At 66.0% G+C, this 24237-nt stretch carries 28 protein-coding genes; 15 read left to right on the forward strand and 13 right to left on the reverse strand.

Going from position 1 to position 24237, the window contains the following annotated elements:
• Positions 1-112: 112 nt before the first annotated feature.
• Complete coding sequence (locus A0J57_RS10695) at positions 113-1429, forward strand: acetyl-CoA hydrolase/transferase family protein (RefSeq protein ID WP_061939636.1); 1317 nt, start codon at positions 113-115, stop codon at positions 1427-1429.
• Between the two features lie 69 nt (positions 1430-1498).
• Here the strand turns inward: A0J57_RS10695 and A0J57_RS10700 are convergent, their stop codons facing one another.
• From A0J57_RS10700 to queF, 3 genes are all read right to left on the reverse strand, one after another.
• On the reverse strand, positions 1499-4156 hold the full coding sequence (locus A0J57_RS10700) for a M1 family metallopeptidase (protein ID WP_061939638.1): 2658 nt from the start codon (positions 4154-4156) through the stop codon (positions 1499-1501).
• Positions 4157-4344: 188 nt separating this feature from the next.
• Positions 4345-4608 (reverse strand): GIY-YIG nuclease family protein, encoded by a 264-nt coding sequence (locus tag A0J57_RS10705; RefSeq protein WP_037482640.1) that lies wholly within the window; start codon positions 4606-4608, stop codon positions 4345-4347.
• A gap of 77 nt (positions 4609-4685) precedes the next feature.
• Positions 4686-5144, reverse strand: coding sequence for a preQ(1) synthase (gene queF / locus A0J57_RS10710; protein WP_025549356.1), 459 nt, complete (start codon positions 5142-5144; stop codon positions 4686-4688).
• Positions 5145-5245: 101 nt separating this feature from the next.
• Between queF and A0J57_RS26870 the strand changes: the two genes are divergently transcribed.
• From A0J57_RS26870 to argB, 9 genes are all read left to right on the forward strand, one after another.
• Positions 5246-5461, forward strand: coding sequence for a hypothetical protein (locus tag A0J57_RS26870; protein WP_235600837.1), 216 nt, complete (start codon positions 5246-5248; stop codon positions 5459-5461).
• A gap of 116 nt (positions 5462-5577) precedes the next feature.
• On the forward strand, positions 5578-6132 hold the full coding sequence (locus A0J57_RS26875) for a hypothetical protein (protein WP_235600838.1): 555 nt from the start codon (positions 5578-5580) through the stop codon (positions 6130-6132).
• A gap of 95 nt (positions 6133-6227) precedes the next feature.
• Positions 6228-7076 carry a 3-mercaptopyruvate sulfurtransferase gene (sseA, locus tag A0J57_RS10720; protein WP_061939365.1) on the forward strand — a complete coding sequence of 283 codons (849 nt, stop codon included), beginning with the start codon at positions 6228-6230 and terminating at the stop codon, positions 7074-7076.
• A complete protein-coding gene (gene metC / locus A0J57_RS10725) occupies positions 7073-8296 on the forward strand; it encodes a cystathionine beta-lyase (RefSeq protein ID WP_061939402.1) in 1224 nt (407 codons plus the stop codon). Before sseA ends, metC begins: the two co-directional genes overlap by 4 nt.
• The gene (locus tag A0J57_RS10730) at positions 8293-9552 is read left to right on the forward strand and encodes a mechanosensitive ion channel family protein (RefSeq protein WP_061939367.1); all 1260 of its coding nucleotides are present in this window, start codon (positions 8293-8295) and stop codon (positions 9550-9552) included. The genes metC and A0J57_RS10730 overlap by 4 nt, the downstream gene beginning before the upstream one ends.
• A gap of 252 nt (positions 9553-9804) precedes the next feature.
• A complete protein-coding gene (locus tag A0J57_RS10735; protein WP_061939370.1) occupies positions 9805-10545 on the forward strand; it encodes a TorF family putative porin in 741 nt (246 codons plus the stop codon).
• 103 nt (positions 10546-10648) lie between these two features.
• Entirely contained in the window at positions 10649-11158 is a 510-nt protein-coding gene (locus A0J57_RS10740; protein WP_061939372.1) for a sterol desaturase family protein, read from the forward strand.
• 70 nt (positions 11159-11228) lie between these two features.
• Entirely contained in the window at positions 11229-11900 is a 672-nt protein-coding gene (locus A0J57_RS10745; RefSeq protein ID WP_044661417.1) for a queuosine precursor transporter, read from the forward strand.
• 25 nt (positions 11901-11925) lie between these two features.
• On the forward strand, positions 11926-12843 hold the full coding sequence (gene argB / locus A0J57_RS10750) for an acetylglutamate kinase (RefSeq protein WP_025549349.1): 918 nt from the start codon (positions 11926-11928) through the stop codon (positions 12841-12843).
• Positions 12844-12898: 55 nt separating this feature from the next.
• On the opposite strand, the gene A0J57_RS10755 is transcribed toward argB, so the two are convergent.
• Entirely contained in the window at positions 12899-13462 is a 564-nt protein-coding gene (locus A0J57_RS10755) for a GNAT family N-acetyltransferase (RefSeq protein ID WP_235600839.1), read from the reverse strand.
• A 169-nt stretch (positions 13463-13631) separates the two neighbouring features.
• Here A0J57_RS10755 and A0J57_RS10760 point away from each other — a divergent pair, with 169 nt between their 5' ends.
• Genes A0J57_RS10760 through A0J57_RS10780 form a run of 5 tightly spaced genes read left to right on the forward strand, consistent with a single transcriptional unit; the run spans position 13632 to position 16417 of the window.
• Positions 13632-13922 (forward strand): YggT family protein, encoded by a 291-nt coding sequence (locus tag A0J57_RS10760; RefSeq protein ID WP_007688568.1) that lies wholly within the window; start codon positions 13632-13634, stop codon positions 13920-13922.
• Positions 13919-14248 carry a DUF167 family protein gene (locus tag A0J57_RS10765; protein WP_025549347.1) on the forward strand — a complete coding sequence of 110 codons (330 nt, stop codon included), beginning with the start codon at positions 13919-13921 and terminating at the stop codon, positions 14246-14248. Before A0J57_RS10760 ends, A0J57_RS10765 begins: the two co-directional genes overlap by 4 nt.
• Positions 14245-15138, forward strand: coding sequence for a bifunctional methylenetetrahydrofolate dehydrogenase/methenyltetrahydrofolate cyclohydrolase FolD (gene folD / locus A0J57_RS10770; protein WP_025549346.1), 894 nt, complete (start codon positions 14245-14247; stop codon positions 15136-15138). Before A0J57_RS10765 ends, folD begins: the two co-directional genes overlap by 4 nt.
• Complete coding sequence (locus A0J57_RS10775; protein WP_061939376.1) at positions 15135-15803, forward strand: hypothetical protein; 669 nt, start codon at positions 15135-15137, stop codon at positions 15801-15803. Before folD ends, A0J57_RS10775 begins: the two co-directional genes overlap by 4 nt.
• Positions 15800-16417: a MarC family protein gene (locus tag A0J57_RS10780; protein WP_025549344.1), complete on the forward strand. Its 618-nt coding sequence runs from the start codon at positions 15800-15802 to the stop codon at positions 16415-16417. Before A0J57_RS10775 ends, A0J57_RS10780 begins: the two co-directional genes overlap by 4 nt.
• A 103-nt stretch (positions 16418-16520) precedes the next feature.
• Here A0J57_RS10780 and A0J57_RS10785 read toward each other — a convergent pair whose 3' ends face one another.
• The 9 genes from A0J57_RS10785 to ctaD all read right to left on the reverse strand — a co-directional run bounded on the left by A0J57_RS10785 (position 16521) and on the right by ctaD (position 24229).
• Positions 16521-17402 carry a class I SAM-dependent methyltransferase gene (locus A0J57_RS10785; protein ID WP_061939378.1) on the reverse strand — a complete coding sequence of 294 codons (882 nt, stop codon included), beginning with the start codon at positions 17400-17402 and terminating at the stop codon, positions 16521-16523.
• 1 nt (position 17403) lies between these two features.
• The gene (gene thrC / locus A0J57_RS10790) at positions 17404-18804 is read right to left on the reverse strand and encodes a threonine synthase (RefSeq protein ID WP_044661411.1); all 1401 of its coding nucleotides are present in this window, start codon (positions 18802-18804) and stop codon (positions 17404-17406) included.
• A 43-nt stretch (positions 18805-18847) separates the two neighbouring features.
• The gene (locus A0J57_RS10795; RefSeq protein ID WP_025549341.1) at positions 18848-19474 is read right to left on the reverse strand and encodes an SURF1 family protein; all 627 of its coding nucleotides are present in this window, start codon (positions 19472-19474) and stop codon (positions 18848-18850) included.
• Positions 19471-19881 (reverse strand): DUF983 domain-containing protein, encoded by a 411-nt coding sequence (locus tag A0J57_RS10800; protein WP_061939379.1) that lies wholly within the window; start codon positions 19879-19881, stop codon positions 19471-19473. The genes A0J57_RS10795 and A0J57_RS10800 overlap by 4 nt, the downstream gene beginning before the upstream one ends.
• 72 nt (positions 19882-19953) lie before the next feature.
• Positions 19954-20784, reverse strand: a complete 831-nt coding sequence (locus A0J57_RS10805) for a cytochrome c oxidase subunit 3 (RefSeq protein ID WP_025549339.1) — start codon at positions 20782-20784, stop codon at positions 19954-19956.
• Between the two features lie 36 nt (positions 20785-20820).
• On the reverse strand, positions 20821-21396 hold the full coding sequence (locus A0J57_RS10810) for a cytochrome c oxidase assembly protein (protein WP_061939382.1): 576 nt from the start codon (positions 21394-21396) through the stop codon (positions 20821-20823).
• Positions 21396-21527, reverse strand: a complete 132-nt coding sequence (locus A0J57_RS27155) for a hypothetical protein (RefSeq protein ID WP_255308763.1) — start codon at positions 21525-21527, stop codon at positions 21396-21398. The genes A0J57_RS10810 and A0J57_RS27155 overlap by 1 nt, the downstream gene beginning before the upstream one ends.
• Positions 21524-22444: a heme o synthase gene (locus A0J57_RS10815; RefSeq protein WP_044661408.1), complete on the reverse strand. Its 921-nt coding sequence runs from the start codon at positions 22442-22444 to the stop codon at positions 21524-21526. Before A0J57_RS10815 ends, A0J57_RS27155 begins: the two co-directional genes overlap by 4 nt.
• Before the next feature lie 117 nt (positions 22445-22561).
• Entirely contained in the window at positions 22562-24229 is a 1668-nt protein-coding gene (gene ctaD / locus A0J57_RS10820) for a cytochrome c oxidase subunit I (RefSeq protein WP_044661407.1), read from the reverse strand.
• Positions 24230-24237: the final 8 nt, after the last annotated feature.

A 24237-nucleotide genomic window follows, 5' to 3' on the forward strand; every position in this document is an offset into this window, starting at 1 on the left:
AGCTTCCCCGGCTTGCGCAGGGGGCGTGCAAGCAAGACGGCCCCCTACTTTCGTCGCCATTGCGCTCCCGCGCCAACGGCGCGACAATCCCCCGAAAGCCGGGGAGAGAAGGATGTCCATCACAGAAAAATATCGCGCCAGGACCATGTCGGCGGCTGAGGCGGCCGCACTGGTCCCGGACGGCGCGAAGATGGTCGTCGGTCTCGGCGTCAGCTACCCGCCCGCGCTGATGGATGCGCTGGCCGTCCGCGTCCGCTCGGGCGATCTCACCGGCGGCACGCTTTACTGCATGCTCGCCTGCGCCGCGGCCAGCGAGTCCATCCTCGCGCCCGACCTTCACGACCGCATCCGCCATGTCAGCCTGTTCCACGGTGGCGTCGAACGGGGGAACGACGCCCTGCGCGCCGGCAGCGCGCAAGGCCTGGTCGAAACCCTTCCGGTGCAATTCCACCAGATACCGCGCATCCTGACCGAGCATCTGCGCGTCGATACGCTGTTCGTCACCGTTTCGCCCATGGATGCCGACGGCTGTTTCAGCCTGGGCACCAACACCGATTACGCACTGATGGTCGCGCGCAGCGGCGCGCGGCTGATCGTGGAGGTCAATCCCGCCATGCCCTATGTCCATGGCGACTGCAAAATTCCCATCTCGGCGGTCACGGCCATCGTGGAAAACCATGTCCCCCTGGTGCAGATCCCGCCCCTTCCGCGCACGCCCAATGACGATGCCATCGGCGCGATCATCGCCGGCATGGTGGAGGACGGCGCCTGCCTGCAAATGGGCATCGGCGCCGTGCCGGACGCGGTCTGCGCCGCGCTGATGGATCATCGGAACCTCGGCATCCATACCGAACTGCTCACGCCCGGCCTCGTCGGCCTGATCAAGGCCGGCGTGGTCGACAACAGCGGCAAGAAAATCCATCCCGGCCGCTCGGTCTTCACCTTCGCCATGGGCGACCAGGGCCTTTACGACTTCCTGCACGACAATCCGGCGCTGGAGGCGCATCCGGTCGAGCATGTGAACGCCCCGCACATCATCGCGCAGAACGACAGGGTGATTTCAGTCAACGCCACGATTCAGGTGGACCTCAGCGGCGCCTGCAACTCCGAATATATGAACGGCCGCCAATATAGCGGCACCGGCGGCCAGCTCGATTTCGTGCGCGGCGCCTATGCGTCGAAGGGCGGCCGGTCGATCATCGCCTGCCACTCGACGGCGGCCAAGGGGACGGTCTCGCGGATCGTGCCATGGCTCGACGGCCCCGTCACGACGCCGCGCACCGACACCCACATCGTCGTCACCGAACATGGCTGGGTCGACCTGAAGGGGAAGACGCTGTCGGAACGCGCCCGCGCGCTGATCGGGATCGCCCATCCCGATTTCCGGGAGGAACTGGAACGCGGCGCGTTCGAGCGGCGGTTGCTGTAAGAAATTCCTCCCCATCGAAAGATGGGGAGGACCAAAAAAAGGCGGTGGATCGCTCCACCGCCCCCAATCTCATTTCCTGGCGAACCAGGCGAGCAGCGCAGGCTTCAGCCGCGCCCGCGTCTCGATCCGCGTCTTGATCGCGGCGATGGAGCGATCCACCACCTTGCGCGATTCCGGCGTCAGATATTGGGTCGCATAGGCGTCCAGCTTCGTCACCATCGCCGGATCGGCGGAGTTGCCGCCCAGCCGCGCAATCGCCTGAGAGCGCGCCGACACGTCGATCATCGCCTCATATTGCTGGCGGTGCGCCAGTACATAGTCGACGGCAAGCATCGAATGCTCCCCGCCCACGGCGGAGATGATCGCCGCGCTGGTCGTCTTGCCCGGCTCGTCCGTCATGGCGAGGTCCAGCGCCTTCTTCGCCAACGCCTCATCCTTGGCGACGCCCAGCAGCGCGAACACCGTGCTCTTTTCGAGGTCCGTCTTCGCCCCATTGGCCATGGCGCGCAGCCTGTCCCAGGTCGCGGCGTCGGCATTCTCGGCAATGATCCGCAGCCAGACATTGCGCAGCGGCCCGTCCAGCGCCGCCGGATTGCCGGCCAGCGCGGCGAAGCGCCTGTTCGCCTCCGCCACCACGGCCTTGTCGCCCATGCCGCCCAGCGTCGACACCAGCGCCGACCGCAGGACCGGCACCTGCGGATTCTCGCCCGGCCTGGCGTCGAAACCGACGGTCGCCAACACAGGGCTCAGCTTTTTCGAGGCATAGGCGGCAACCCGCGCCTGCGCGGCCTTGTCGCTCTCCAGCATCATATGGGCGCTGTCGAGATAGTCCGGCACCTCCGCCAGCACGGCGGGGCTGGCAGTCGCGGGCACGGCGTCGATCAGGTCGAGGGCCAGTCCCAAGGGCTGATAGCCGCCCAGGCCAAGCTGGAAATTGTCCGCCAGCAGGCCGATCTGGTCCATGGAGGCGAGCTTGGTGAAGTCCTTCGCAAGGGCCTTCACATTCGCCTCCGGATAGAGCGAGCGATAATAGCCCGTCTGCCCCGCATTGATGATATAGGCGCCGCAACCCGGCAGCGTGACCTGCGCCGAGCCATTGAGGATCAGCCGCTGCTGCGCCCCGCCGCCCGCTTGACCGATAGCCTGCGCCATCACCGGCACATTCCATTTGAGCGGCACCTTGTCCTTGCGGTCGCGGCTGAACTCGCCCTGCGAAAGCGACAGGATGGTCGAACCGCCCTGGCACTGGGCGCTGTCCACCTTCACCAGCGGAATGCCCGGCTGGCTGGTGAAATCATGCGCGATGCCCACCACGCCCTTGGCGCCCGCGCCCTCCACCGCTTTCCAGAGGTCGTCGGTCACCGTGTTCCCATAGGCATGCTGCTTCATATAGGCGCGGATGCCCGATCGCCACGCATCCTCCCCGGCAAAGCCCTCCAGCATGGTGATGACCGCCTCACCTTTTTCATAGGTGATGTCGTCGAACGCCTGGTTCACCTCATCGACGGTGTGGATCTTCTGGAGGATCGGGTGGGTCGTCGCCAGCGAATCGAGGCTCATCGCCCGCTCGCGGCCATTGACGCGGGAAAGCAGCATTTCCCATTCGGGGTTCAGCTTGTCCGTGACCTTGGTCGCCATCCAGCTTGCGAAACCCTCGTTCAGCCAGAGGTCGTCCCACCAGGCCATGGTGACGAGATCGCCGAACCACTGGTGCGCCATTTCATGCGCGACGATGGAATAGATGGTCCGCCGCGTGCTTTCCGACGTGAAGCGCGGATCGACCAGCAGCGCGCGTTCGAAGGTGAAGATCGCGCCCCAATTCTCCATGGCGGAAAAGAACTGGCTCTGTCCCGGCCCGGCGACATTGTCCAGCTTGGGCAGCGGGAAGGGCACGCCGAAATAATCGTTATAATAAGGCAGGATCGCCGCCGAAGCGTCGAGCGCGAGTTGCGCCTTCCCCGTATTCCCCTTGCCCGTGATCACGCCGACCTCGGTCGCGCCCGCCTGTTTGGTGGCGCGCTCCAGTTCGCCCAGACCGAAGAACAGCAGATAGGAGGACATTTTGGGGCTGGTGCCGAAAGTCACCAGCTTCTTCCCCGATCCGGCGTCGCTGCTGCCCTTGACCGGCATGTTGCTGACCGCAAGCTGGTCGGCGGGGATGACGGCGGAAAGGTCGAACGTCGCCTTGTAGCTCGGCTCGTCGAAGCTCGGCACGAAACGGCGGGCGTCGGGCGCCTCGAACTGGGTGAAGAGGGCGCGTTTCGCCTGACCCGCATTGTCGGTATAATCGAGCGCGAACAGGCCGTTCGCCTGCGTGTTGATGATCCCCGCATAGTCGATGGCAAGCTTGTAGCTGCCCGGCTGGACCGGCTTGCCGAAGTCGAAGGCGACGGTCTGCGCGGCGGCGTCGATCTTCGCGGTTCCCTTTACCGCCTTGCCCTTTGCGGGAGTCAGGGTGACGCTGCTCACCGTCAGGTCGGCGGCGTTCAGCACCAGCGCAGGCATCGCCTGCGTCACGGTGACGTCGATGGTCGTCTTGCCCGTGAACTTCAGATTGGCCGCATCGGGGGTGACGGTGATGGCATAATGGCTTGGCGCGGCGCCACGGGGCAATTGGGTGGTCACGCCCGCGGCGGGTCCGGCAGGCGCCGTCTGCGCCAGCGCCGGCATCGCCATGGCAAGCGGCGCGGCCGCCAGCATCAGCGGAAGGATCTTCGAAAAGGACATGAGGTTCGCAACTCCGACAGGTTGGAACGGCGCAGCAAAAGGTTCGCGCCAGGATGACAGGGGGATCGCCCCTTTCGCTTCACCGGTCAAGCCGGGCGTCCCACCGATGATGTCGTTGGTCGAATGTTGTTGTTCGTTTGTCAAACAAAGAGCTTCGTCATCCCAGCGAAAGCTGGGATCTCAGGCCGCTACGCGATGAAGTCGGACAAATCCCGCCACTCAGGATTGCTCTGCTCGATCAACTGAAGCTTCCAATCCCGCTTCCAGGCCTTCAGCGCCTTCTCCCGGGCGATGGCGTCATCGACCCGGCCATGCTCCTCGGCCAGCACCAGCCGATGCAGATTATATTTGCGACAGAAATCAGAACCCATGCCGCGACGGTGCTGATCGACGCGAACGGCAAGGTTGGTGGTAATCCCTACATACAACACGCCACGGGGCTTGTTTGTCATGATATAGGTCCAGCTTCGCCTCGCGGTCACGCATTGCCTCCTGAGATGCCAGCTTTCGCTGGCATGACGACAAAGGCTCAACCCCGCCCGCGATAGCCCGGCACATCCTGCGACGGCAGCCATAGCCCCGCTGGCGGCTCGCCCGATTGCCAGAACACATCGATGGGAATGCCCCCGCGCGGATACCAGTATCCGCCGATGCGCAGCCAGATCGGGTTCATCTCCGCGAACAGCCTCTCCCCGATCCCGACCGTGCAATCCTCATGGAAGGCGGCATGGTTGCGGAAGGAGCCCAGGAACAGCTTCAGCGACTTCGATTCGACGATGGTCGCGGCGGGCGCATAGTCGATCACCAGATGGGCGAAGTCCGGCTGCCCCGTCACTGGGCAGAGCGAGGTGAATTCCGGCGCGGTGAAGCGCACCAGATAGGGCTTTCCCGGCCGGGGATTGGGCACATAGTCGAGCACGGCGTCTTCGGGACGCGCAGGCAGGGCACTGGCCTGGCCCAGATGAAGTGGAGTCGGCATGTCAGTCATGGCAGGCCATCTACGCCATTGCACGGCAGATGTCATCGCCGCGCCTCTCTTGCCTTTCGTTCATGGCGGGTTCACTTGGGCGGATGCCTTGGCTGCCACCCATGGGGTTCCGCTTCTCGCTTCTGTTCGCCGCGCCGCTGCTGCTGGCCACGCCTGCCTTCGCCCAGCAGGAAAATAGCGCCGATCCGGTCTTCAACCTGCCTCGCACCCAGCCGCAGACCCAGACCAATCCCAATGCACAGGGGCCGGAACTGGACGTGTTTCGTGGCGCGCCCACCACGGTGACGCCGCCGCAGCGGTCGCCGCCGTCCTGCTGATCGGAGCCCTCTTCCGGCTGCGCCGCCGCAGGCAGGGCGCGGCGGAGGAACCGCCCTACGAAGCCGAAGCCGCGCCGCCGCCCGTGCCGGCTGCACCCCCGCCGCAAGCCAGGGCAATGCCTGCCCCGCCCGAACCCAAGCCCGCGCCGGACGATGCCGACCGCCCATGGATCGATCTCGCCATGGACGTGCAGGCCGCCCGCCTGACATTGCTGGGCGCGACCATCGCCTACCGGCTGACGCTCCACAATCGCGGCAGCCGCACGGCGGAGGACATCCTCGTCCGCAGCCTGATCGCCAATGCCGATGCGCAGCAACAGGCGCTGTTCCAGCCATTCTTCGCGGGCGAAACCGGCCTCCCCGTCCATTCGGTGGTATCCATCGCGCCCGGCGAGACGCAGAAGCTCAGCGGGGAAATGCGCCTGGACGCACAGGCGATAGCCGCCATTCCCATGGGCCAGCGGGCCCTGCTGATCCCGCTGATCGCCTTCGACGCCCGTTATAGCTGGACAGGCGACCGCGAAGGCACGGGACGCAGCGGCAGCGTCTTCATCGTCGGGGAAGAACAATCGCCCCCGGTCGAGCGCCTTTCCCCCTTCCGCCTTGACCTTGGCCCGCGCCAATACCGCACCCCCGGCAGCCGCGCGACCGCGCTCAACCTCTCCAGCTAAGGCCAATCGGCCCTTCCCACCTCCGCCCGCCGCTCCTAGAATGGCTCTGCGCCACCCATGCAGGTGGCCGAACGAGCGAGGGAGCAAGGGCACGCATGGACATATTGGTATCGACCGACTGGCTTGAGGGAGAATTGGGCAAGCCCGACCTCCGGATCGTCGACGCCAGCCTGTTCCTTCCCGGCGTGCCCCGCGATCCCGGGGCCGAGTTCGAGGCCGTCCATATCCCCGGCGCCGTGTTCCTCGACCTGCCAAGCCTGGCCGACGCGGAAGATCCGCGCCCCGGCATGCTGCCGACCGACGATTTCATGACGGAGCGCTGCCGCCGGCTGGGCATCGACGCGGACAGCCGGATCGTCGTCTATGACAACAGCCCCACCCACAGCGCGGCGCGCGGCTGGTGGATGATGCGCCTCTATGGCGTGGGCAAGGGCGCGGCGATCCTCGACGGCGGCCTGCCCAAATGGCTGGCGGAGGGACGGCCGACGGAAAGCGGCATGCCGACGCCACCGCCCGGCAATGCCGTTGCGAAACGCGCCGTCGGGCAGGTCCGCACCAAGGAGGATCTTCTCGCCAACCTCGAAAGCCAGGCCGAACAGGTGCTCGACGCACGCGGCGCGGCACGCTTCACGGGGGAGGAGAAGGAGCCCCGCCCCGGCATGGCGTCGGGCCATATTCCGGGCAGCCGCAACATTCCCTCCTCCGCCTTCTATCATGCCGACAACAGCATGAAGCAGGGCGAGGACCTTCGCCGCCTGTTCCTCGACGCCGGGACCGATTTCGACCGTCCGATCATCACGAGCTGCGGCAGCGGCGTGACGGCGGCGATCCTGCTCGCGGGCCTCGAACTGCTCGGCAAGACCGACGTCACCCTCTATGACGGGAGCTGGTCCGAATGGGGGCTGGACCCGGCCACGCCGAAAGCGACCGGCCCCGCCGCATGAGCCAGGATGCTGACAAGCGGCGCGACCGCAAGCCCCTGACCCAGATCGCACAGGCAGGCCGCAAGCCCGAATGGACGGGCATGCCGGGCCAGCCCGGCGGCATCGTCAACCCGCCGGTCTGGCGCGCCTCCACCATTCTCTACGACGATGTCGCGCATCTGCGCAGCGCGGCGGGGCGCAGCACGCATGAACGCCTGTTCTACGGGCGCAAGGGCACGCCGACGGCATGGAGCCTGTCGGACGCCCTCACCGAAATGGAGCCGGGCGCCGAAGGCACCATGCTCTACCCATCGGGCGTGGCGGCCATCGCCTGCGCGCTGATGGCGGTGCTGAAACCCGGCGACCAGCTCCTGATGGTCGACAGCGCCTATGACCCGACCCGCAATTTCTGCGAGCAGATGCTGCGTCCGCTCGGCATAGAGACGGTCTATTACGACCCGGCCGTGGGCGCCGGGATCGCGGACCTCATCACCGACGCCACCCGCGCCATCTTCCTGGAAAGCCCCGGCAGCCTGACCTTCGAGGTGCAGGACGTGCCCGCCATCACCGCCATGGCCCGGGAAAGGGGCGTGGCGACCCTGATCGACAACACCTGGGCCACGCCCTGGTTCTTCCCGGCGCTCAGCCATGGCGTCGACATCAGCATCCTCGCCTGCACCAAATATATCGTCGGCCACAGCGATGTGATGATCGGATCGGTGACGGCCACCCCGGCCTTCTTCCCGAAAATCCGCCAGACCGCCTATCTGTTCGGCCAGATGACCAGCCCCGACGACGCCTGGCTCGCGGCGCGGGGCCTGCGCACCCTGGGCGTCCGCCTCAACCAGCACCAGGCGAGCGCCCTGCGCATCGCGCAATGGCTGTCGCAGCAGCCCGATGTCGCCCGCGTCCTCCACCCCGCCCTGCCCTCCTGCCCCGGCCATGCGCTGTGGCAGCGCGATTTCACCGGCTCCAGCGGCCTGTTCAGCTTCGTCCTCAAGGGCGGCGATGAAAAGGCCCGCGCCGCCCTGATCGACGGTCTCGCCCATTTCGGCATCGGCTATAGCTGGGGCGGCTTCGAAAGCCTCGCCCTGCCCGTCGATCCCGCGCGCTACCGCACCGCCACCGCCTGGCAGGCGGAGGGGCCGCTCGTCCGGCTCCAGATCGGGCTGGAGGACAGCGACGACCTGATAGCCGATCTCGACGCGGGCCTTGCCCGCTTCCGGGCCATGCGCGGATGACGCCGGGCTTGCCCGATCTCCTGTCCCTGTTGCCGGGCGATCCCGCCATCGTCCATCCCCTGGTCGCGCTGGCGCTGGCCGTCGCCATCCATCTGGTCGCCAGCGCCGTCGCCCGGTTCGCCTCGCCGCGCCTGCGCCACCGCTTCCGCGCCCTGGGGGAGGCGCTGGCGGGGCATCTGCGCCCGATCCTGCGCCACGCCATCGCCGCCCTCGTCATGGCCCTGGCCCTCGCCTTCTGGCCGATCGGGGACTTCGCCCATCTGATCCTGAGCGCCGCGCTGGCCCTGTCCCTCTCGCTGTTGGCCGTCCACATATTGCGCAGCCTCGCCATAGCGCGCCTTGCCGTGCTGCCGATCGCCCTGCTGCTGTTCGTGATGGTCCTTTCCGGCAGCAGCGGCGGCTTCGCCCCGGTGGCGGACATGCTGGACGGCGTGGGCCTCGACCTCGGCAGGCGGCGCGTCTCCCTGCTCGGGCTGGTCAGCATGGCCGCGATCTGCGTCGCGCTGTTCGCCCTGGTCCGCCTGGCCAACCGCATCGTCGGACGCAGCATCAGCCGCGCCCATGGGCTGGACGCCACGCAGAAGCTGCTGGCGCAGAAGCTGGCCGCCATCGTCGTGGTCGTCGCCGCCTTCTTCATCGGCGTCGACCTGCTGGGCATAGACCTCACCGCCTTCACCGTCTTCTCCGGCGCGCTGGGGCTGGCCGTGGGTTTCGGCCTGCAGAAGACATTCGGCAATCTGATCGCCGGGATCATCCTGCTGATGGACCGATCGATCAAGCCCGGCGACGTCATCGTCGTGGGCGACAGCTTCGGCTGGGTGAACAAGATCGGCGTGCGCGCCGTCAGCGTCATCACCCGCGACGGCAAGGAACATCTGATCCCGAACGAAAACCTGATGACGCAGGAGGTGGAGAACTGGTCCTATTCCGACCGCAACGTCCGCGTCCGCATCCCCGTCGGCATCGGTTATGACAGCGACCTGAAGCTGGCGCAGGAACTGATGCTGCGCGCCGCGCAGGAAAGCCCCCGCGTGCTCCGCAATCCCAAGCCCAATGTCTGGCTCACCGCCTTTGGCGAGAACCGGGTCGAACATGACATATTGGTGTGGATCAGCGACCCGGAAAGCGGCGTCGGCAATGTGAAGTCCGATGTGCTCGGCCGGCTCTGGCTGCTGTTCCGCGAACATGGCATCACCATCCCCTATCCGCAGCGCATCATTCACGCGGCGCCGGATTCAGCGCCCCTTTTCCCCTAGCCGGCCCGTCCCGAATTGCGGCGAAAACCGTGCGCGGCCGCGCCCGGTGCCATAATCATGCCTGATTTTGTTGCAGACCAGCAACATTACAGCAGCAAACTTCATCGACCAGCAATAAAATCTTGTGCGCCGCAGCGGGGAAAGGCATCCCCTCCTTCGTTGAGGCAACCCGGTCCATCCCGTGCAGGGCGATAGAGATCCGGGACCATGACGCAGGTGGGACGATCGCAGATACCATCAAGGGGAAATCATATGCGTAAGTCCATACTCGGCCTCTCGGCCCTTGCCCTTGTCGCCCTGTCGGCACCGGCCTTCGCTCAGGACGAGCCCACTCCGGATCTCACCGTGACCGGCAACGCCGCGCTCGTCACCGACTATCGCTTCCGCGGCATTTCGCAGACCAACAAGAAGATCGCGCTTCAGGGTGGCCTCACCATCACCCACAGCTCTGGCTTCTACGTTTCGGCCTGGGGTTCCTCGATCGACGATTATGTCGCCAATGGCTCCGATCAGGAACTCGACCTGATCGGCGGCTATTCGACGACCATTGGCGCAGCCACCATCGACGTCGGCGTCCTCTATTATTACTATCCCGGCAATGCCGAAGCGAATACCGACTTCGTCGAGCCCTATGCCTCGGTCAAGGGCACCTTCGGTCCCGCCACGGCGAAGCTGACCGTCAACTATGCGCCCAAGGCGAAGGCGCTGACGGTCGGCAACGGCAAGGAAGACAATCTCTACGTCGCAGGGGATCTGTCGACGAGCATTCCCAACACCCCGCTGGGCCTGTCGGCGCATCTGGGCCACAGCTTCGGCCCCAGCTACCTGACCATCGGCAAGGAATATACCGACTGGAACATCGGCGCGACCTACACCTGGAATCACCTGACCCTGGGCGTTTCCTATGTCGACACCAACAAGTCGCTCTATTCGCCCGCCGGCCACAATATCAGCAAGGCCGGCGTGGTCGGTTCGATCACCGCTTCCTTCTGATCGGCCGAACGATCACCGGAAAAGGCCGCGATCCTCAGGGTCGCGGCCTTTTTCTTTGGCCAGCAGGGTCGCATGCGCCCCGTCCCGCCCCTATAAAGCGCCGATGACCGCCCTTTCGCTCATCCTCATCTTCCTCGCGACAGTCGCCGCGATGGAGGGCTTCGCCTATGTCATGCACCGCTGGGTGATGCACGGGCCGGGCTGGTTCCTGCATGCCAGTCACCATCGGGAACGCACCGGCCGCTGGGAAGCGAACGACCTCTATTTCGTGATCTTCGCCATGCCCTCCATCCTGCTGCTGCTGGGCGGCGTGCAGTGGCAGTGGGGCGACTGGGCGACGGCGATGGGCGCCGGCATCGCGGCCTATGGCGCCATCTATCTCGGCTTCCACGACATCATCGTCCATCGCCGCATCGGCCATCGCCACGTCCCGCGCTCCGCCTATATGAAGCGGATCGTCCAGGCCCATCGCCTGCACCATGCGGTGGAGACGAAACAGGGCTGCGTCAGCTTCGGCTTCCTCGTCGCGCCAAGCCCGGAAGCGTTGAAACGCACACTCGCGCGGAACGGCAAGGCGGGGCTGCGCGCCGCCAAGGGCGCTTTGGAGAGCTGAACGGGCGAACGGAAGCTGCCCCGCCTTCTAGGCACTTCCCACTCCGCCGAAACCCCGGTAAGTGCCGGCAATGGCTTCACATCCCGCGCCCATTGCGCGTTCGCTTTTCGTCTTTTCGATCTTCTACGGCGGCATGGTCTGCATTGCGGGCGTGCTCGGCAACAAACAGGTGACGCTGGGGCCGCTGTCCGCCATCGGTCCCTGGTTCGGCCTTGGTCCGCTGGCGGTGGAGGCAGGCATATTCGCCTTCCTGCTGCTGGTGACGATTTCCAGCGCCGTGGCGGAACTGCATGGCCGCGCCGTCGCCAACCGGCTGGTGCAGGTGGGCTTCCTGCCGCTGATCGCCTCCATATTGCTGTCCATCGTCGTGCTGTCCGTGCCCGCCGCCAGCGACATGGACCCGGCAAGGCGCGACGCCTTCGCGCTGATGATGGGCGGCACGCCGCGCATCTGGCTGGGCGGGATCATCGCCTATGGCATTTCGCAGACGCTGAACGTCACCCTCTTCGCCGCGCTCAAGGGGCGGGAGGGCAGCCGCCTGCTCTGGCTGCGCGCCGCGGTCGCAAGCATATTGTCGCAGATCGCGGATACCCTGCTCTTCGTCTCCATCGCCTTTTACGGCGTGTTCCCGATCGGAGAGCTGCTGCTGGGCCAGATGCTGGCGAAGATCACGCTGTCGGCGCTGCTGGTGCCGCCCGTCATCTATGCGCTGGTCGCGCTGGGGCGGCGGCTGGATCGCTAGCTTGCGGCTGGGCGCATAGTGCCCTATGCGCCCGCGCATGAACAGCAAGCACGCCCCCGATCCGGCGCTCCTCGCCAAGGCCGAAACCCTCGTCGAAGCATTGCCCTATATGCAGCGATATGCGGGCAAGACCTTCGTCGTGAAATATGGCGGCCATGCCATGGGCGATCCGGAGGCGGCGCGCGATTTCGCGGAGGATGTCGTGCTGATGAAGGCGGTCGGCATCAATGTCGTCGTCGTCCATGGCGGCGGACCGCAGATCGGCGCGATGCTGAAGAAGCTGGGCGTCGAATCGCAGTTCGTCGGCGGCCTGCGCGTCACTGACAAGGAAACCGCGCAGATCGCGGAAATGGTGCTGGCCGGATCGATCAACAAGGAGATCGTGGGCTGGATCTCCGGCGCTGGCGGCCGCGCGGTCGGCATTTCGGGCAAGGATGGCGGCCTGGTCCTCTGCGAAAAGGTGCTGGGCAAGCGGGAGGCGGACCCCAATTCCGGCATAGAACGCAATGTCGACCTGGGTTTTGTCGGCGATCCGGTGCGGGTCGACCGCAGCATCCTCGACACGCTGACGCAGAACGGGATCATTCCGGTGGTCGCGCCGGTGGGCATCGGCGCGGACGGGCACACCTACAATGTCAATGCCGACACCATGGCAGGCGCCATAGCGGCGGAATTGCAGGCGTCGCGCTTCTTCCTCCTCACCGACGTGGCGGGCGTGCTGGACAAGCAGGGCCAGTTGCTGACCGATCTCGACCCGGCGGCGATCCAGGGACTGGAGGAGGACGGCACCATCAGCGGCGGCATGATCCCGAAGCTGGAAACCTGCGTCCGTGCGGTGGAAGGCGGGGTGGACGCCGCCGTCATCCTCGACGGCCGGGTGCCGCATGCGATGCTGCTGGAAATCTTCACCGATCGCGGTGCGGGCACGTTGGTGCACCGGTGATCGGACGGTAAGGCCATGTGCTCCCGCCCGCGCAGGAGCACGTCGGTCTGCCTCTTCAACGTCCTTTGAGAAGCAGCGCCGGATCGGCCCAATGATAGCGCTGCTCCGGCAAGGTGCGCCCATCGGGACCGGCTTTGGCCGTATTTTCAACCACCAGCCCGCCGCGATGCCCATAAAATCCCCGCGCCGCATGATTGTCGGCATAGCACCAGAGGTACAGGCCGTTTCCGGGGAAATGCTCCAGCGACCATCGGGCCGCCTCGGCCAACAAGGCGCTGCCCAACCCCTTGCCCCTGGCGTCCGGCAGGGCATGGAGATTGTCGACCAGCGTGCCCCAGCGCGGATGATCCGCGCCGAACAGGCAGGCGAAGCCGACCGGCCGCCCCTCCTCTTCCGCGACGATGATCCGCTGTGTGGGCGCTGCTTCGGCCAGCCGCCGCCTCCAATGCGCCAACCGCTCCGCCTCGATCCCGCCCGCCAGATAGGCCGGGTCCATGAAATGCGCATAGGCGCTGCGCCAGCTTGCCACATGGCAGGCGGCGATCAGCGGAGCGTCCTCGGGCGTGGCATCGCGAAATTCCATGGGGCGGGGTATAGCGGCGGGGCCGGCGAAATCCATGCCGCTGGCCGAACGGGCCTTGCATCTGGTGGAATAATCCCCCACCGCGCTGGCGATGTGGGCATCCCCTCGGCTCCATCAGCTTTGCTTTCCGCGATTTCCGGGCCGTCTGATGTTCCATCCGGCTTGAAATCGCTCTAGAGCGAATGCCCATCAATTCGGAGATCGCATGGCCTACGCCCTCTATCAGATCATCGTCATCCTGCTCGATGTGCTGTGGTGGATCATCATCATCCAGGCCATCATGAGCTGGCTGATCGCCTTCAATGTCGTCAATCTCTCCAATGATTTCGTGCGCACCGTGATGGTCGCGCTGGATCGGATGACGGCGCCCATCTACAATCCCATCCGCCGGGTGCTGCCGGACCTGGGCGCGCTCGACCTGTCGCCCATGGTCGTGCTGCTGGGCATTCTCATCATCCGCCAGGCCATATTGCCGCCGCTGTTCGGGCTGGTGTGACGGTCTGGAGCCGGGACGGCGACGATCTCCTCCTCTCCGTCCGCCTGACGCCGGGCGCGACGCGGGAGGAGGTCGGCGGCGTCTGGACGGACGACAGGGGCGCGGCGTGGCTGAGCGCCCGCGTCCGCGCCGTGCCGGAAAAGGGCAAGGCCAATGCGGCGCTGATCGCGCTGCTGGCGAAGCGGCTGGATTGGCCCCGCAGCGCGATTTCGCTGGAATCGGGCGACACCAACCGGCTAAAGCGGCTGCGGATCAAGGGGGGCGGTGAAGCGTTGGCCTATGGCCGGCTCTCCACCATTATCGAAGAACAGGGTGAAGCATCATGACCATCGGCAAGATCATCGACGGCAAGGCCTTTGCGGAGACGCTTCGCGGCAAGGTCGCGGACGGGGTCGGCGCTTTCATAGCGAAGACGGGACGCAAGCCGGGTCTGGCCGTGGTGCTCGTGGGCGAGGACCCGGCCAGTTCCGTCTATGTCCGCAACAAGGGCAAGATGACCGTCGCCGTGGGCATGGAAAGCATGGAGTTCAAGCTGCCCGCTTCCATAGGCGAGGAGGAATTGCTGGACCTGGTCGAGGAACTGAATGCCGACGACCGGGTGGACGGCATCCTCGTCCAGTTGCCGCTGCCGTCGCACATCAACGAAGCATCGGTGATCGGCACGATCGATCCCGCCAAGGATGTGGATGGGTTCCATGTCGTCAATTCGGGCCTGCTCGCCACCGGGCAGGAGGCGCTGGTGCCCTGCACGCCGCTGGGCTGCATCATGCTGCTGAAGGATGAGCTGGGCGACCTTTCCGGCCTGGAGGCGGTGGTCGTCGGCCGCTCCAACATCGTGGGCAAGCCGATGGCGCAATTGCTGCTGGCGGAAAATTGCACGGTCACCATCGCGCACAGCCGCACGCGGGACATCGCCTCGGTGGTGCATCGCGCCGACATCGTCGTCGCCGCCGTGGGCCGGGCGGAAATGGTGAAGGGCGAGTGGATCAGGCCCGGCGCGACCGTGATCGACGTCGGCATCAACCGCATCACCGATACGGATGACGGCAAGAGCCGGATCGTCGGCGACGTCGCCACGGCCGAGGCGCTGGCGCATGTCCGCGCCATCACCCCGGTGCCGGGCGGCGTCGGGCCGATGACCATCGCCGTCCTGCTGCGCAATACGCTGGTGGCGGCGCATGCGCGGGCCGGACTGCCCAAGCCGGAGGGGCTGTGAAGGCGCGCGCCGCGCTTCTTGCCCTGACATTTCCGGCGCTGGTGGGCGCGCGCCCGCCCATGCGTTATCAACCCGATCCCAGTTCCGTATTCGCCGCCGAACTCGCCTTCAACCGGCTGGCGCAGCAGAAGGGGCAATGGACCGCCTTCCGCGCAACGGCGGCGGACGAGGCGGTGATGTTCGTGCCGCAGCGGGTGCTGGCGAAGCAATGGCTGAAGGGCCGCGCCGATCCGCCTGCCCCGGTAAGCTGGACGCCGTCGGCCATCTATGTGTCCTGCGACGGCAATCTGGCGGCCAGCACCGGCGGCTGGAAGCGGCCGGACGGATCGGTCGGCTATTTCACCACCATCTGGCAACGGGACAGGAAGGGCGAATGGAAATGGATCATGGACCATGGCGACACGCTCGCCAGCGCCCGTGAAGCGCCCGAATTCCTCATCGGCAAGGTCGCGACCTGCAAGCGCGGCCGCGCCGGCGACGGCCCCCGGTCGGCCGTTCCCCCTCCGGATCGCAAAACGGGCGAGATACAGCCGGTTCCCCGCGACGAAAGCCTGAGCTGGAACGCAGAAGCCGCCCCGGACGGCAGCCGCCGCGTGACCGTGCGCATGTGGAACGGCGCCGGCTATGAAACGGTGATCGACGACAGGGTGGCCGCGGCGCAATGACGGAACTGTTCATCTCCGCCTTCGTCACCCTGTTCGTGGTGATCGACCCGCCGGGCTGCGCGCCGATCTATGCCAGCCTCACCACCGGCGCGACGCAGATCCAGCGGCGCGGCATGGCGATCCGCGCCGTGGCCATCGCCGCAGGCATCCTGCTGCTGTTCGCGCTCTGGGGCAAGCAGTTGCTGGGCGTCCTGGGAATAGAGCTGGACAGTTTCCGCATCGCGGGCGGGATCATGCTGTTCATCATCGCCATGGACATGGTGTTCGAAAAGCGCACCCAGCGGCGAGAGGACCGGGCCCAGAAGATCGCGGAGACGCCCGAGGTCGAGGATGTTTCGGTCTTCCCCATGGCGATGCCGATGATCGCCGGGCCGGGTTCGATCGCCACGGTCATGCTGCTGATGTCGCGGGCGGAAGGGCTGAGCGAGCGGCTGGTGGTGATCGGCGCGGTGGTCGTGACGCTGGTGCTGATGCTGGGGTCGCTGCTGGCGGCGGGGCCGATCATGGCGCTGCTCGGCGCCAAGATCGAAGCGGTGATCACGCGGCTGCTGGGCGTCCTGCTGGCGGCACTGGCCGCTCAGTTCGTGATCGACGGGCTGAAGGCCAGTTTCTAAAGCGCACCGCGTTAATCGGGAGCGGGCAGGAGCCCGGTCGGCACGTCTGAACCGCGCAGACGGAACAAACTTCAGCCGCCCGTCGCCCAATGACGGAATGGACTCAGCGGCTCCACCGGGCCCAGATCGCGGTGGGCAGCATCAATCCGCGCGCCTCTTCGCGCACCGCCAGTTCGCCCGCTTCCACGGTGCCCGGCAGATCGGCAAAGGCCTGGCGCAGCAATTCCCCTATGGCCAGCGCCGACATGCGGACGGCATAGACGGTCAGGAACAGAAAGCGGCTGTCCGCATCCAGCAATTGCCGGCAATGGGCGATCAGCCCCGGCAGATCCTCCTCCAGCCGCCAGACCTCACCATCGGGCCCACGACCATATTTGGGGGGATCGAGCAATATGCCGTCATAGCGCCGCCCGCGCCGCACCTCGCGCGCGACGAACTTCGCCGCATCGTCGACGATCCAGCGTACCGGCCGGTCCTCCAGCGCCGACAGCGCGGCGTTGGCCCGCGCCTGCGCCACCGACTTCTTGGAGGCATCGACATGCACCATCTGCGCGCCCGCCGCCGCCATGGCCAGCGTGCCGACGCCGGTATAGCCGAACAGGTTCATCACCTGCGCCTGATCCCCGGCGCTGACCTTGTCCGCGACCTTGCCGCGCATCCAGTCCCAGACCGGCGCCATGTCGGGAAAGAAGCCCAGATGGCGAAAGGGCGTGCAACTCGCCTGGAACGTCACCTCGTTCCAGCGCAGGGGCCAGCCTTCGGCCGGCACGGGGCGCTCGTAGAACCAGCGCCCGCCGCCCTCCTCGTCGGAACCCGGGACGAATTCGCCGTCGGCTTGCCAATCGTCCTGCGCCGGCGCCCACATCGCCTGCGGCTCCGGCCGGATGAAGCGGTGACGGCCATAGCGCTCCAGCTTCCGTCCATGACCCGAATCGATCAGGCCATAATCGGACCAGGACTCGCCTATAAGGGTCTGGAGGTTCACCTCAGCCCCTCGGCGTCGCCCGCTCCGCGACATAGGCCGTGACCGCGTCGAAGGTGCCGGGCAGCTTGGCATAGGCCTCTTCCCGCGCGAACAGGTCGCCCACGCGCGAAGGCAGCGAGGGGCGGATTCCCGTGGCCCGCTCGACCGCCGTGGGGAACTTGGCCGCATGCGCCGTCGCCAGCGTGACCACCGGCACCGCCGGGTCGAGGTCGATCGCCCGCGCCGCCGCCAGGCCGACCGCGCTGTGCGGATCGATCACCTGCCCCGCCGCGTCATAGGCCCAGCGCATCGCCATGGTCATGGCGTCGGCATCGACCCGCGCCGACGCGAACAGCGCCGATGCGCCGTCCCGCTGCGCATTGGTGAGGCGCATCGCCTTGCTCGCCTCGAATCCCTTCATCTGCTCCGCCAGCGCCCTGCCGTCGCGCCCGCCCGCGTCGAACAGCAGCCGCTCGAAGTTCGAACTGACCTGAATGTCCATGCTGGGGGTGGCGGTCGCCACCACCTGCCCCTGGCTATAGTCACCCTCCGACAGCGCGCGGTGGAGGATGTCGTTGACGTTGGTCGCGACCATCAGTTTCGCGACCGGCAAGCCCATCTTCGCCGCGACATAGCCCGCGAACACATCACCGAAATTGCCGGTGGGGACGGAGAAGGCGATGGCGCGTTCGGGCGCGCCCAGACGGACCGCGGCGTAGAAATAATAGACGACCTGCGCCATCAGCCGGGCCCAGTTGATGCTGTTCACCGCCGACAGGTTGAAACGGCGCGCGAAGCCGGCGTCGTTGAACATCGCCTTCACCAGCGCCTGCGCGTCGTCGAAGCTGCCGTCGATGGCGATATTGTGGACATTGGGCGCCAGCACCGTGGTCATCTGCCGCCGCTGCACGTCCGACACGCGGCCGTCCGGATGCAGCATGAAGATGTCGATCTTCTCACGTCCGGCGACCGCATCGATCGCCGCCGATCCGGTGTCGCCGGACGTCGCGCCGACGATGGTCAGATGATCGTCCCGACGCGACAGGAAGCGCTCGAACAACTGGCCCAGCAGTTGCAGCGCCACATCCTTGAACGCCAGCGTCGGCCCGTGGAACAGCTCCAGCAGCCAATGCCGGTGGTTGAGCTGCACCAGCGGCGTCACCGCGTCATGGCTGAACCGGCCATAGGCGGCGGTGCACAGCTCCCGCAATTCCTCTTCGCCCAGCGATCCGGCGACGAAAGGCGCCATGACCCGTACCGCCGTTTCGACATAGGAAAGGCCCGAAAGCGCGCGAATCTGGTCTGCGGAGAAGCTGGGCCAGCTTTCCGGCACATAGAGACCGCCATCGGACGCCAGCCCGGCCAGCGTCACATCCTCGAACCCGAGCGCAGGCGCGCTCCCTCTGGTGCTCACATAGTGCATGATGGGGTAGCGCGGTAACGCCGGACGCGCCTTCGGGCAAGCATTAAGGTCGCGGCGTCCGTCTGCGCAACGCGAGGAGGTAGATGACTGCCGCGATGCCGGCGAAGAAGAACCATTGCACGGCATAGGCCAGATGGTTGTTGGGCACGTCGGCGGCGGTGGGCGGCGCCAGCGGCTTGAGACCCGGCACCGGTTCTCCGGCGATCAGCATGGGCCGCAAGGGCATGGCCCGGCCGCCGATCCGCGACAGGAGCGAGCGGTGATCGGGTTCCTCCCCGATCCAGCCGCGCATCTGACCGCCCTGCCATTGGGGCTTGGCGTCCGGCGTCCTGGCGACGCCCGCCGCCACCAGCACACCCGGCCCCTCGATGCCCGTCGCGCATTCGGCAATATAGCGGTAGCCGACCGATCCATCGGCGGCCCGCCCGGCTTCGCTGCGCCAACGAACGACGCGAAGGCAGTGGGTGGAGGAGCGCCGGAACAGAAGTTCGGGCGGCACGGGCGGATGGGCGGGAAAGGCGATGGCAGGCTTGGCCGGATTCGCCGCGACCAGGCTCAGCGTCGCCTCCTTCTCCGCCCGGCGTTGAAGCTGCCAGACGCCGAGGCCGATCATCACCAGCACCGCCGCCGCGACGATCAGCGTCGGGACAAGAGGCAGGCGGCGGCTCATGCCTCGCGGTCCCCGGCGGTCAACCGTCCCTCGCGCGCCTTGTTGCGATATTCCAGGATGAGCAGAGCGCCCTTCGCCACCCGCAGGCTGCCGATCACGGCCAGGACGGTCAGCGGCGTCCAGAGCAGGATGTGCAGCCAGAGTGGCGGGTGGACCTTCAATTCCAGCATCAGCGCCATCGCCACCATCAGCGCGCCGATGATCAGCGTCAGGAAGGCGGCAGGGCCGTCCCCGACATTGAACTGGCCATATTCCAGCCCACAGGACCGGCACGAAGCGGCAAAGCGAACGGGCCCCGCGAACAGCGTCGACGCGCCGCATCGCGGACAGGCGCCCATGGCCGAAGCGATCAACAGCGGCTGCGGCATGGGGGATTGAGGATCTAGCGAGGACATGGGGTCAGGCATAATGCCCGCCGCCGAAAAAGAAAACGGCCGGAACAGGTCCGGCCGTCTTTCGCAAATCCATCGGCGGAAGGATCAACCGCCGTGGACCGGCGCGCCCCAGCCGCCCCAGACATAGATGGCGACGAAGAGGAACAGCCACACCACGTCGACGAAATGCCAGTACCAGGCAGCCGCCTCGAAACCGAAATGCTGGCGCGGGGTGAAGTCGCCCCTGTGCGCGCGGATCAGGTTCACCAGCAGGAAGATGGTGCCGATCAGCACGTGGAAGCCGTGGAAGCCCGTCGCCATGTAGAAGGCGGAGCTATAGGGGCTGCCGCCGAAGGGGAACGGCGCATGGGCATATTCATAGGCCTGGATGGAGGAGAAGAGAACGCCCAGGATGACCGTCAGCGTCAGCCCCTTCTTCAGCCCCTCGCGGTCGCCGTGGATCAGCGCATGGTGCGCCCAGGTGACGGTCGTGCCCGAGCAGAGCAGGATCAGCGTGTTGAGCAGCGGCAGTTCGAAGGCGTTCATCACCTCGATGCCCTTCGACGGGAACAGGCCCTCGATCGGCGCCAACTGGCTGGGGAAGAGCGAGAAGTCGAAGAAGGACCAGAACCAGCCCACGAAGAACATGACTTCCGACGCAATGAACAGGATCATGCCGTAGCGCAGGTGAAGCTGCACCACCGGCGTATGATCGCCCGCATGCGCCTCCGCGATGACATTGGCCCACCAGCTGTACATGGTGAACAGCACGCCCGCGACGCCGATCAGGAACACCCAGCCGCCGCCGGCGGGCAGCGCATCGGGATGCATCCACATGATCGCGCCGAAAGCCATGACCAGCGCCGACATGGAGCCGAAAAAGGGCCAGATGCTGGGCGGAAGAATATGATAATCGTGGTTCTTGGCGCCTGCCATGACGTTTCTCATCCCCGTTCGCGTTATGATTGTGCCTTAGCTTGGCTTCTTGTCCTGCTCAACAGGATAGAAGGTGTAGCTGAGCGTGATTTCCTGCGTGTCCTTATTGTCGGCGTCCGTCAATATCTTCGGGTCGACATAGTAGATCACCGGCATGCGCACCTGCTCCCCCGGCTGCAGCGTTTGCTGGGTGAAGCAGAAGCACTGGATCTTGGTGAAATAGGCGCCCGCCTGAAGCGGCGTGACGTTGAAGCTCGCGGTCCCCGTCACCGGCTTGTCCGACATGTTCTTCGCCACGAAGATCGCCATGTTGCGCGCGCCGACCGTCACGGTCTGGGTGCGGCGTTCGGGATGGAACTGCCACGGCATGCCCGGCGCCACATTGGAATCGAAGCGGATCGACATGCGGTGGCCCACCGCTTCCCTGACCTGCACATCGGCGGTCGCCCGCTGCGTGGTGCCGCCGAAGCCGGTCTGCTCGCAGAACATGCGGTAGAGCGGCACGGAAGCGAAACCCAGGCCCAGCATGGCGAGACCGACGCCCGCCATGCCGATCATGGTCCGCCGGTTGCGGCGGTCCCGGTCGAAAGGCGATGGCGGCAGGCTCGCCATCACTGGCCGCCGCCGATCTTGGCGATGGTGATCGCGTAGAAAAGGATGACCAGCGCGCCCAGCAGCACGCCCGTCACGATGGCGCGGGATTTCTGCCGCGCGCGGACCTGCCGGTCTTCCTCGGGGGTCATGCGGCCACCCAGCGGTCCACGACCACCGCGCCGAAGAGGAGGAAGAGGTAGAGGACCGAATATTTGAACAGGCGCTTTTCCGGGGTCATGCGCGCGGGATCGCTCTCGCGCCGGCGGAACACCTGAAAGGCCAGGGCCACGAACAGCGCCGTGCCGAGCAGGGCCGTGGTGCCATAGATGGGCCCGGTAAGGCGCAGCAGGACCGGCGCCATGGCGGCGACGGCCATGATCGCGGTGTAGAACCAGATCTGGCGCCGCGTCGCCACCTCGCCGGAAACGACCGGCAGCATGGGAATGCCGGCGGCGGCATAATCCGTCTTCACGAACAGGGCCAGCGCCCAGAAATGGGGCGGCGTCCAGAAGAAGATCAGCATGAATAGCGCAACCGGCAGGGCGCCGATGTCGCCCGTCACCGCCGCCCAGCCGATGACGGGGGGGAAGGCGCCCGCCGCGCCGCCGATGACGATGTTCTGCGCCGTCCTGGGCTTGAGCCAGATGGTGTAGACGAAGACGTAGAAGAGGATCGACACGGTCAGCACCGCCGCCGCCAGCCAGTTGGTCGCGACGCCCATCAGCAGGACCGAGAAGAAGGAGAGCCCGACACCGAAATGCAGCGCGGACTGGCGGTCCATCCGCCCGGCCGGCAGCGGCCGGTTGGCCGTGCGCTTCATCTTCGCGTCGATGTCGGCTTCATACCACTGGTTGAGCGTCGCCGCGGCGCCCGCGCCCAGCGCGATGCAGAGAATCGCCGTGAAGGCCAGAACCGGGTGGATATGCCCCGGCGCCGCGAGCAGACCGCACAGCCCGGTAAAGACGACCAGCGTCATCACCCTGGGCTTGGTCAGCGCGACGAAGTCCCGCCAGTGCGCGGGAATCACAGGAGCCGAACCTTCGGTCATGATCGGCGTGCTTGCCATAATCTCCTCATGCGGCAACCCGGCGCGACGGCCGCGCCGGGATCGCCCTGATTCCGGAATTGGCGGCCTTTACGCCAATCCGGGCGTTCCGGCAAACCGGAACGCCCTTGCCTGCGGTCAGTCGATGACCGGCAGCGTCTCGAACTGGTGGAAGGGCGGCGGGCTGGACAGGGTCCATTCCAGCGTCGTGGCGCCTTCGCCCCACGGATTGCCCTCCGCCTTCTTGCCGGCGACCAGCGACCAGACAAGGTTGACGAAGAAGATCAGCATGCCGGCCGCCATGATCTCATAGCCGTGGCTGGCGACCTTGTTCCAATAGGCGAAGGCTTCCGGATAGTCGGGATAGCGGCGCGGCATGCCCGACAGGCCGAGGAAGTGCATCGGGAAGAACAGCATGTTCACGCCGACGAAGAACACCCAGAAGTGCAGATGGCCGAGGAACTCGTTGTACATCCGGCCCGACATCTTCGGGAACCAGTAGTAGAAGCCGGCGAACAGCCCGAACACCGCGCCCAGCGACAGCACATAGTGGAAATGCGCGACCACATAATAGGTATCGTGCAGCACGTCGTCCACGCCGCCATTGGCCAGCACCACGCCGGTGACGCCACCCACGGTGAACAGGAAGATGAAGCCCAGGGCCCAGACCATCGGGGTCTTGTAGCTGATCGACCCGCCCCAGATCGTCGCGATCCAGGAGAAGATCTTGATGCCGGTCGGCACCGCGATCACCATGGTGGCGGCGGTGAAGTACATCTTCACGTTGACCGACATGCCGGTGGTGAACATGTGGTGCGCCCAGACGACGAAACCGACGACGCCGATCGCGACCATGGCGTAGGCCATGCCGAGATAGCCGAAGACCGGCTTGCGGCTGAAGGTCGAGACGATCTGGCTGATGATGCCGAAGCCCGGCAGGATCATGATGTACACTTCGGGGTGGCCGAAGAACCAGAAGAGATGCTGGTACAGTTCCGGATCGCCGCCGCCGGCGGCATCGTAGAAGGTGGTGCCGAAATTACGGTCGGTCAGCAACATGGTGATCGCGGCGGCAAGCACGGGAAGCGCGAGCAGCAGCAGGAAGGCGGTGACCAGCACCGACCAGACGAACAGCGGCATCTTGTGCAGGGTCATGCCCGGCGCGCGCATGTTGAGGATGGTCGTGATGAAGTTGATCGCGCCCAGGATCGAGCTGGCGCCCGCGATGTGCAGCGACAGGATCGCCATGTCGACCGCCGGCCCCGCCGAGCCGCTGGTGGAGAGCGGCGCATAGACTGTCCAGCCGGTGCCCGCGCCGTTTCCGGTGCCGCCGGGCACGAAGGTCGAGCCGAGGAGCAGGACGAAGGCGGGGATGAGCAGCCAGAAGCTGATATTGTTCATCCGCGGGAACGCCATGTCCGGCGCGCCGATCATGATCGGCACGAACCAGTTGCCGAAGCCGCCGATCATCGCTGGCATCACCATGAAGAAGACCATGATGAGGCCATGGGCGGTGATCAGCACGTTCCACAGGTGATAGGCCTGGTCCAGCGTCGCTTCGGGACCGTCGCTGAACTGCGCCCAGGTCTGGAGATACTGGATGCCCGGCTGCGCCAGTTCGGCGCGCATCAGGCCGGAAATCGCGCCGCCGATGATGCCGGCGATGATCGCGAAGATCAGGTAGAGCGTGCCGATGTCCTTATGGTTGGTCGACATGAACCAACGCTGGAAGAAGGCCGGCTTGTGGTCGGCGTCATGATGCTCATGAGCATGATCGCCGTGATGATCTGCGGTAATGGTGGTCATGGCGTCTA

The sequence above is a fragment of the Sphingobium sp. 22B genome (genome assembly GCF_001580035.1).
Taxonomy (GTDB): Bacteria; Pseudomonadota; Alphaproteobacteria; order Sphingomonadales; family Sphingomonadaceae; genus Sphingobium; species Sphingobium fuliginis.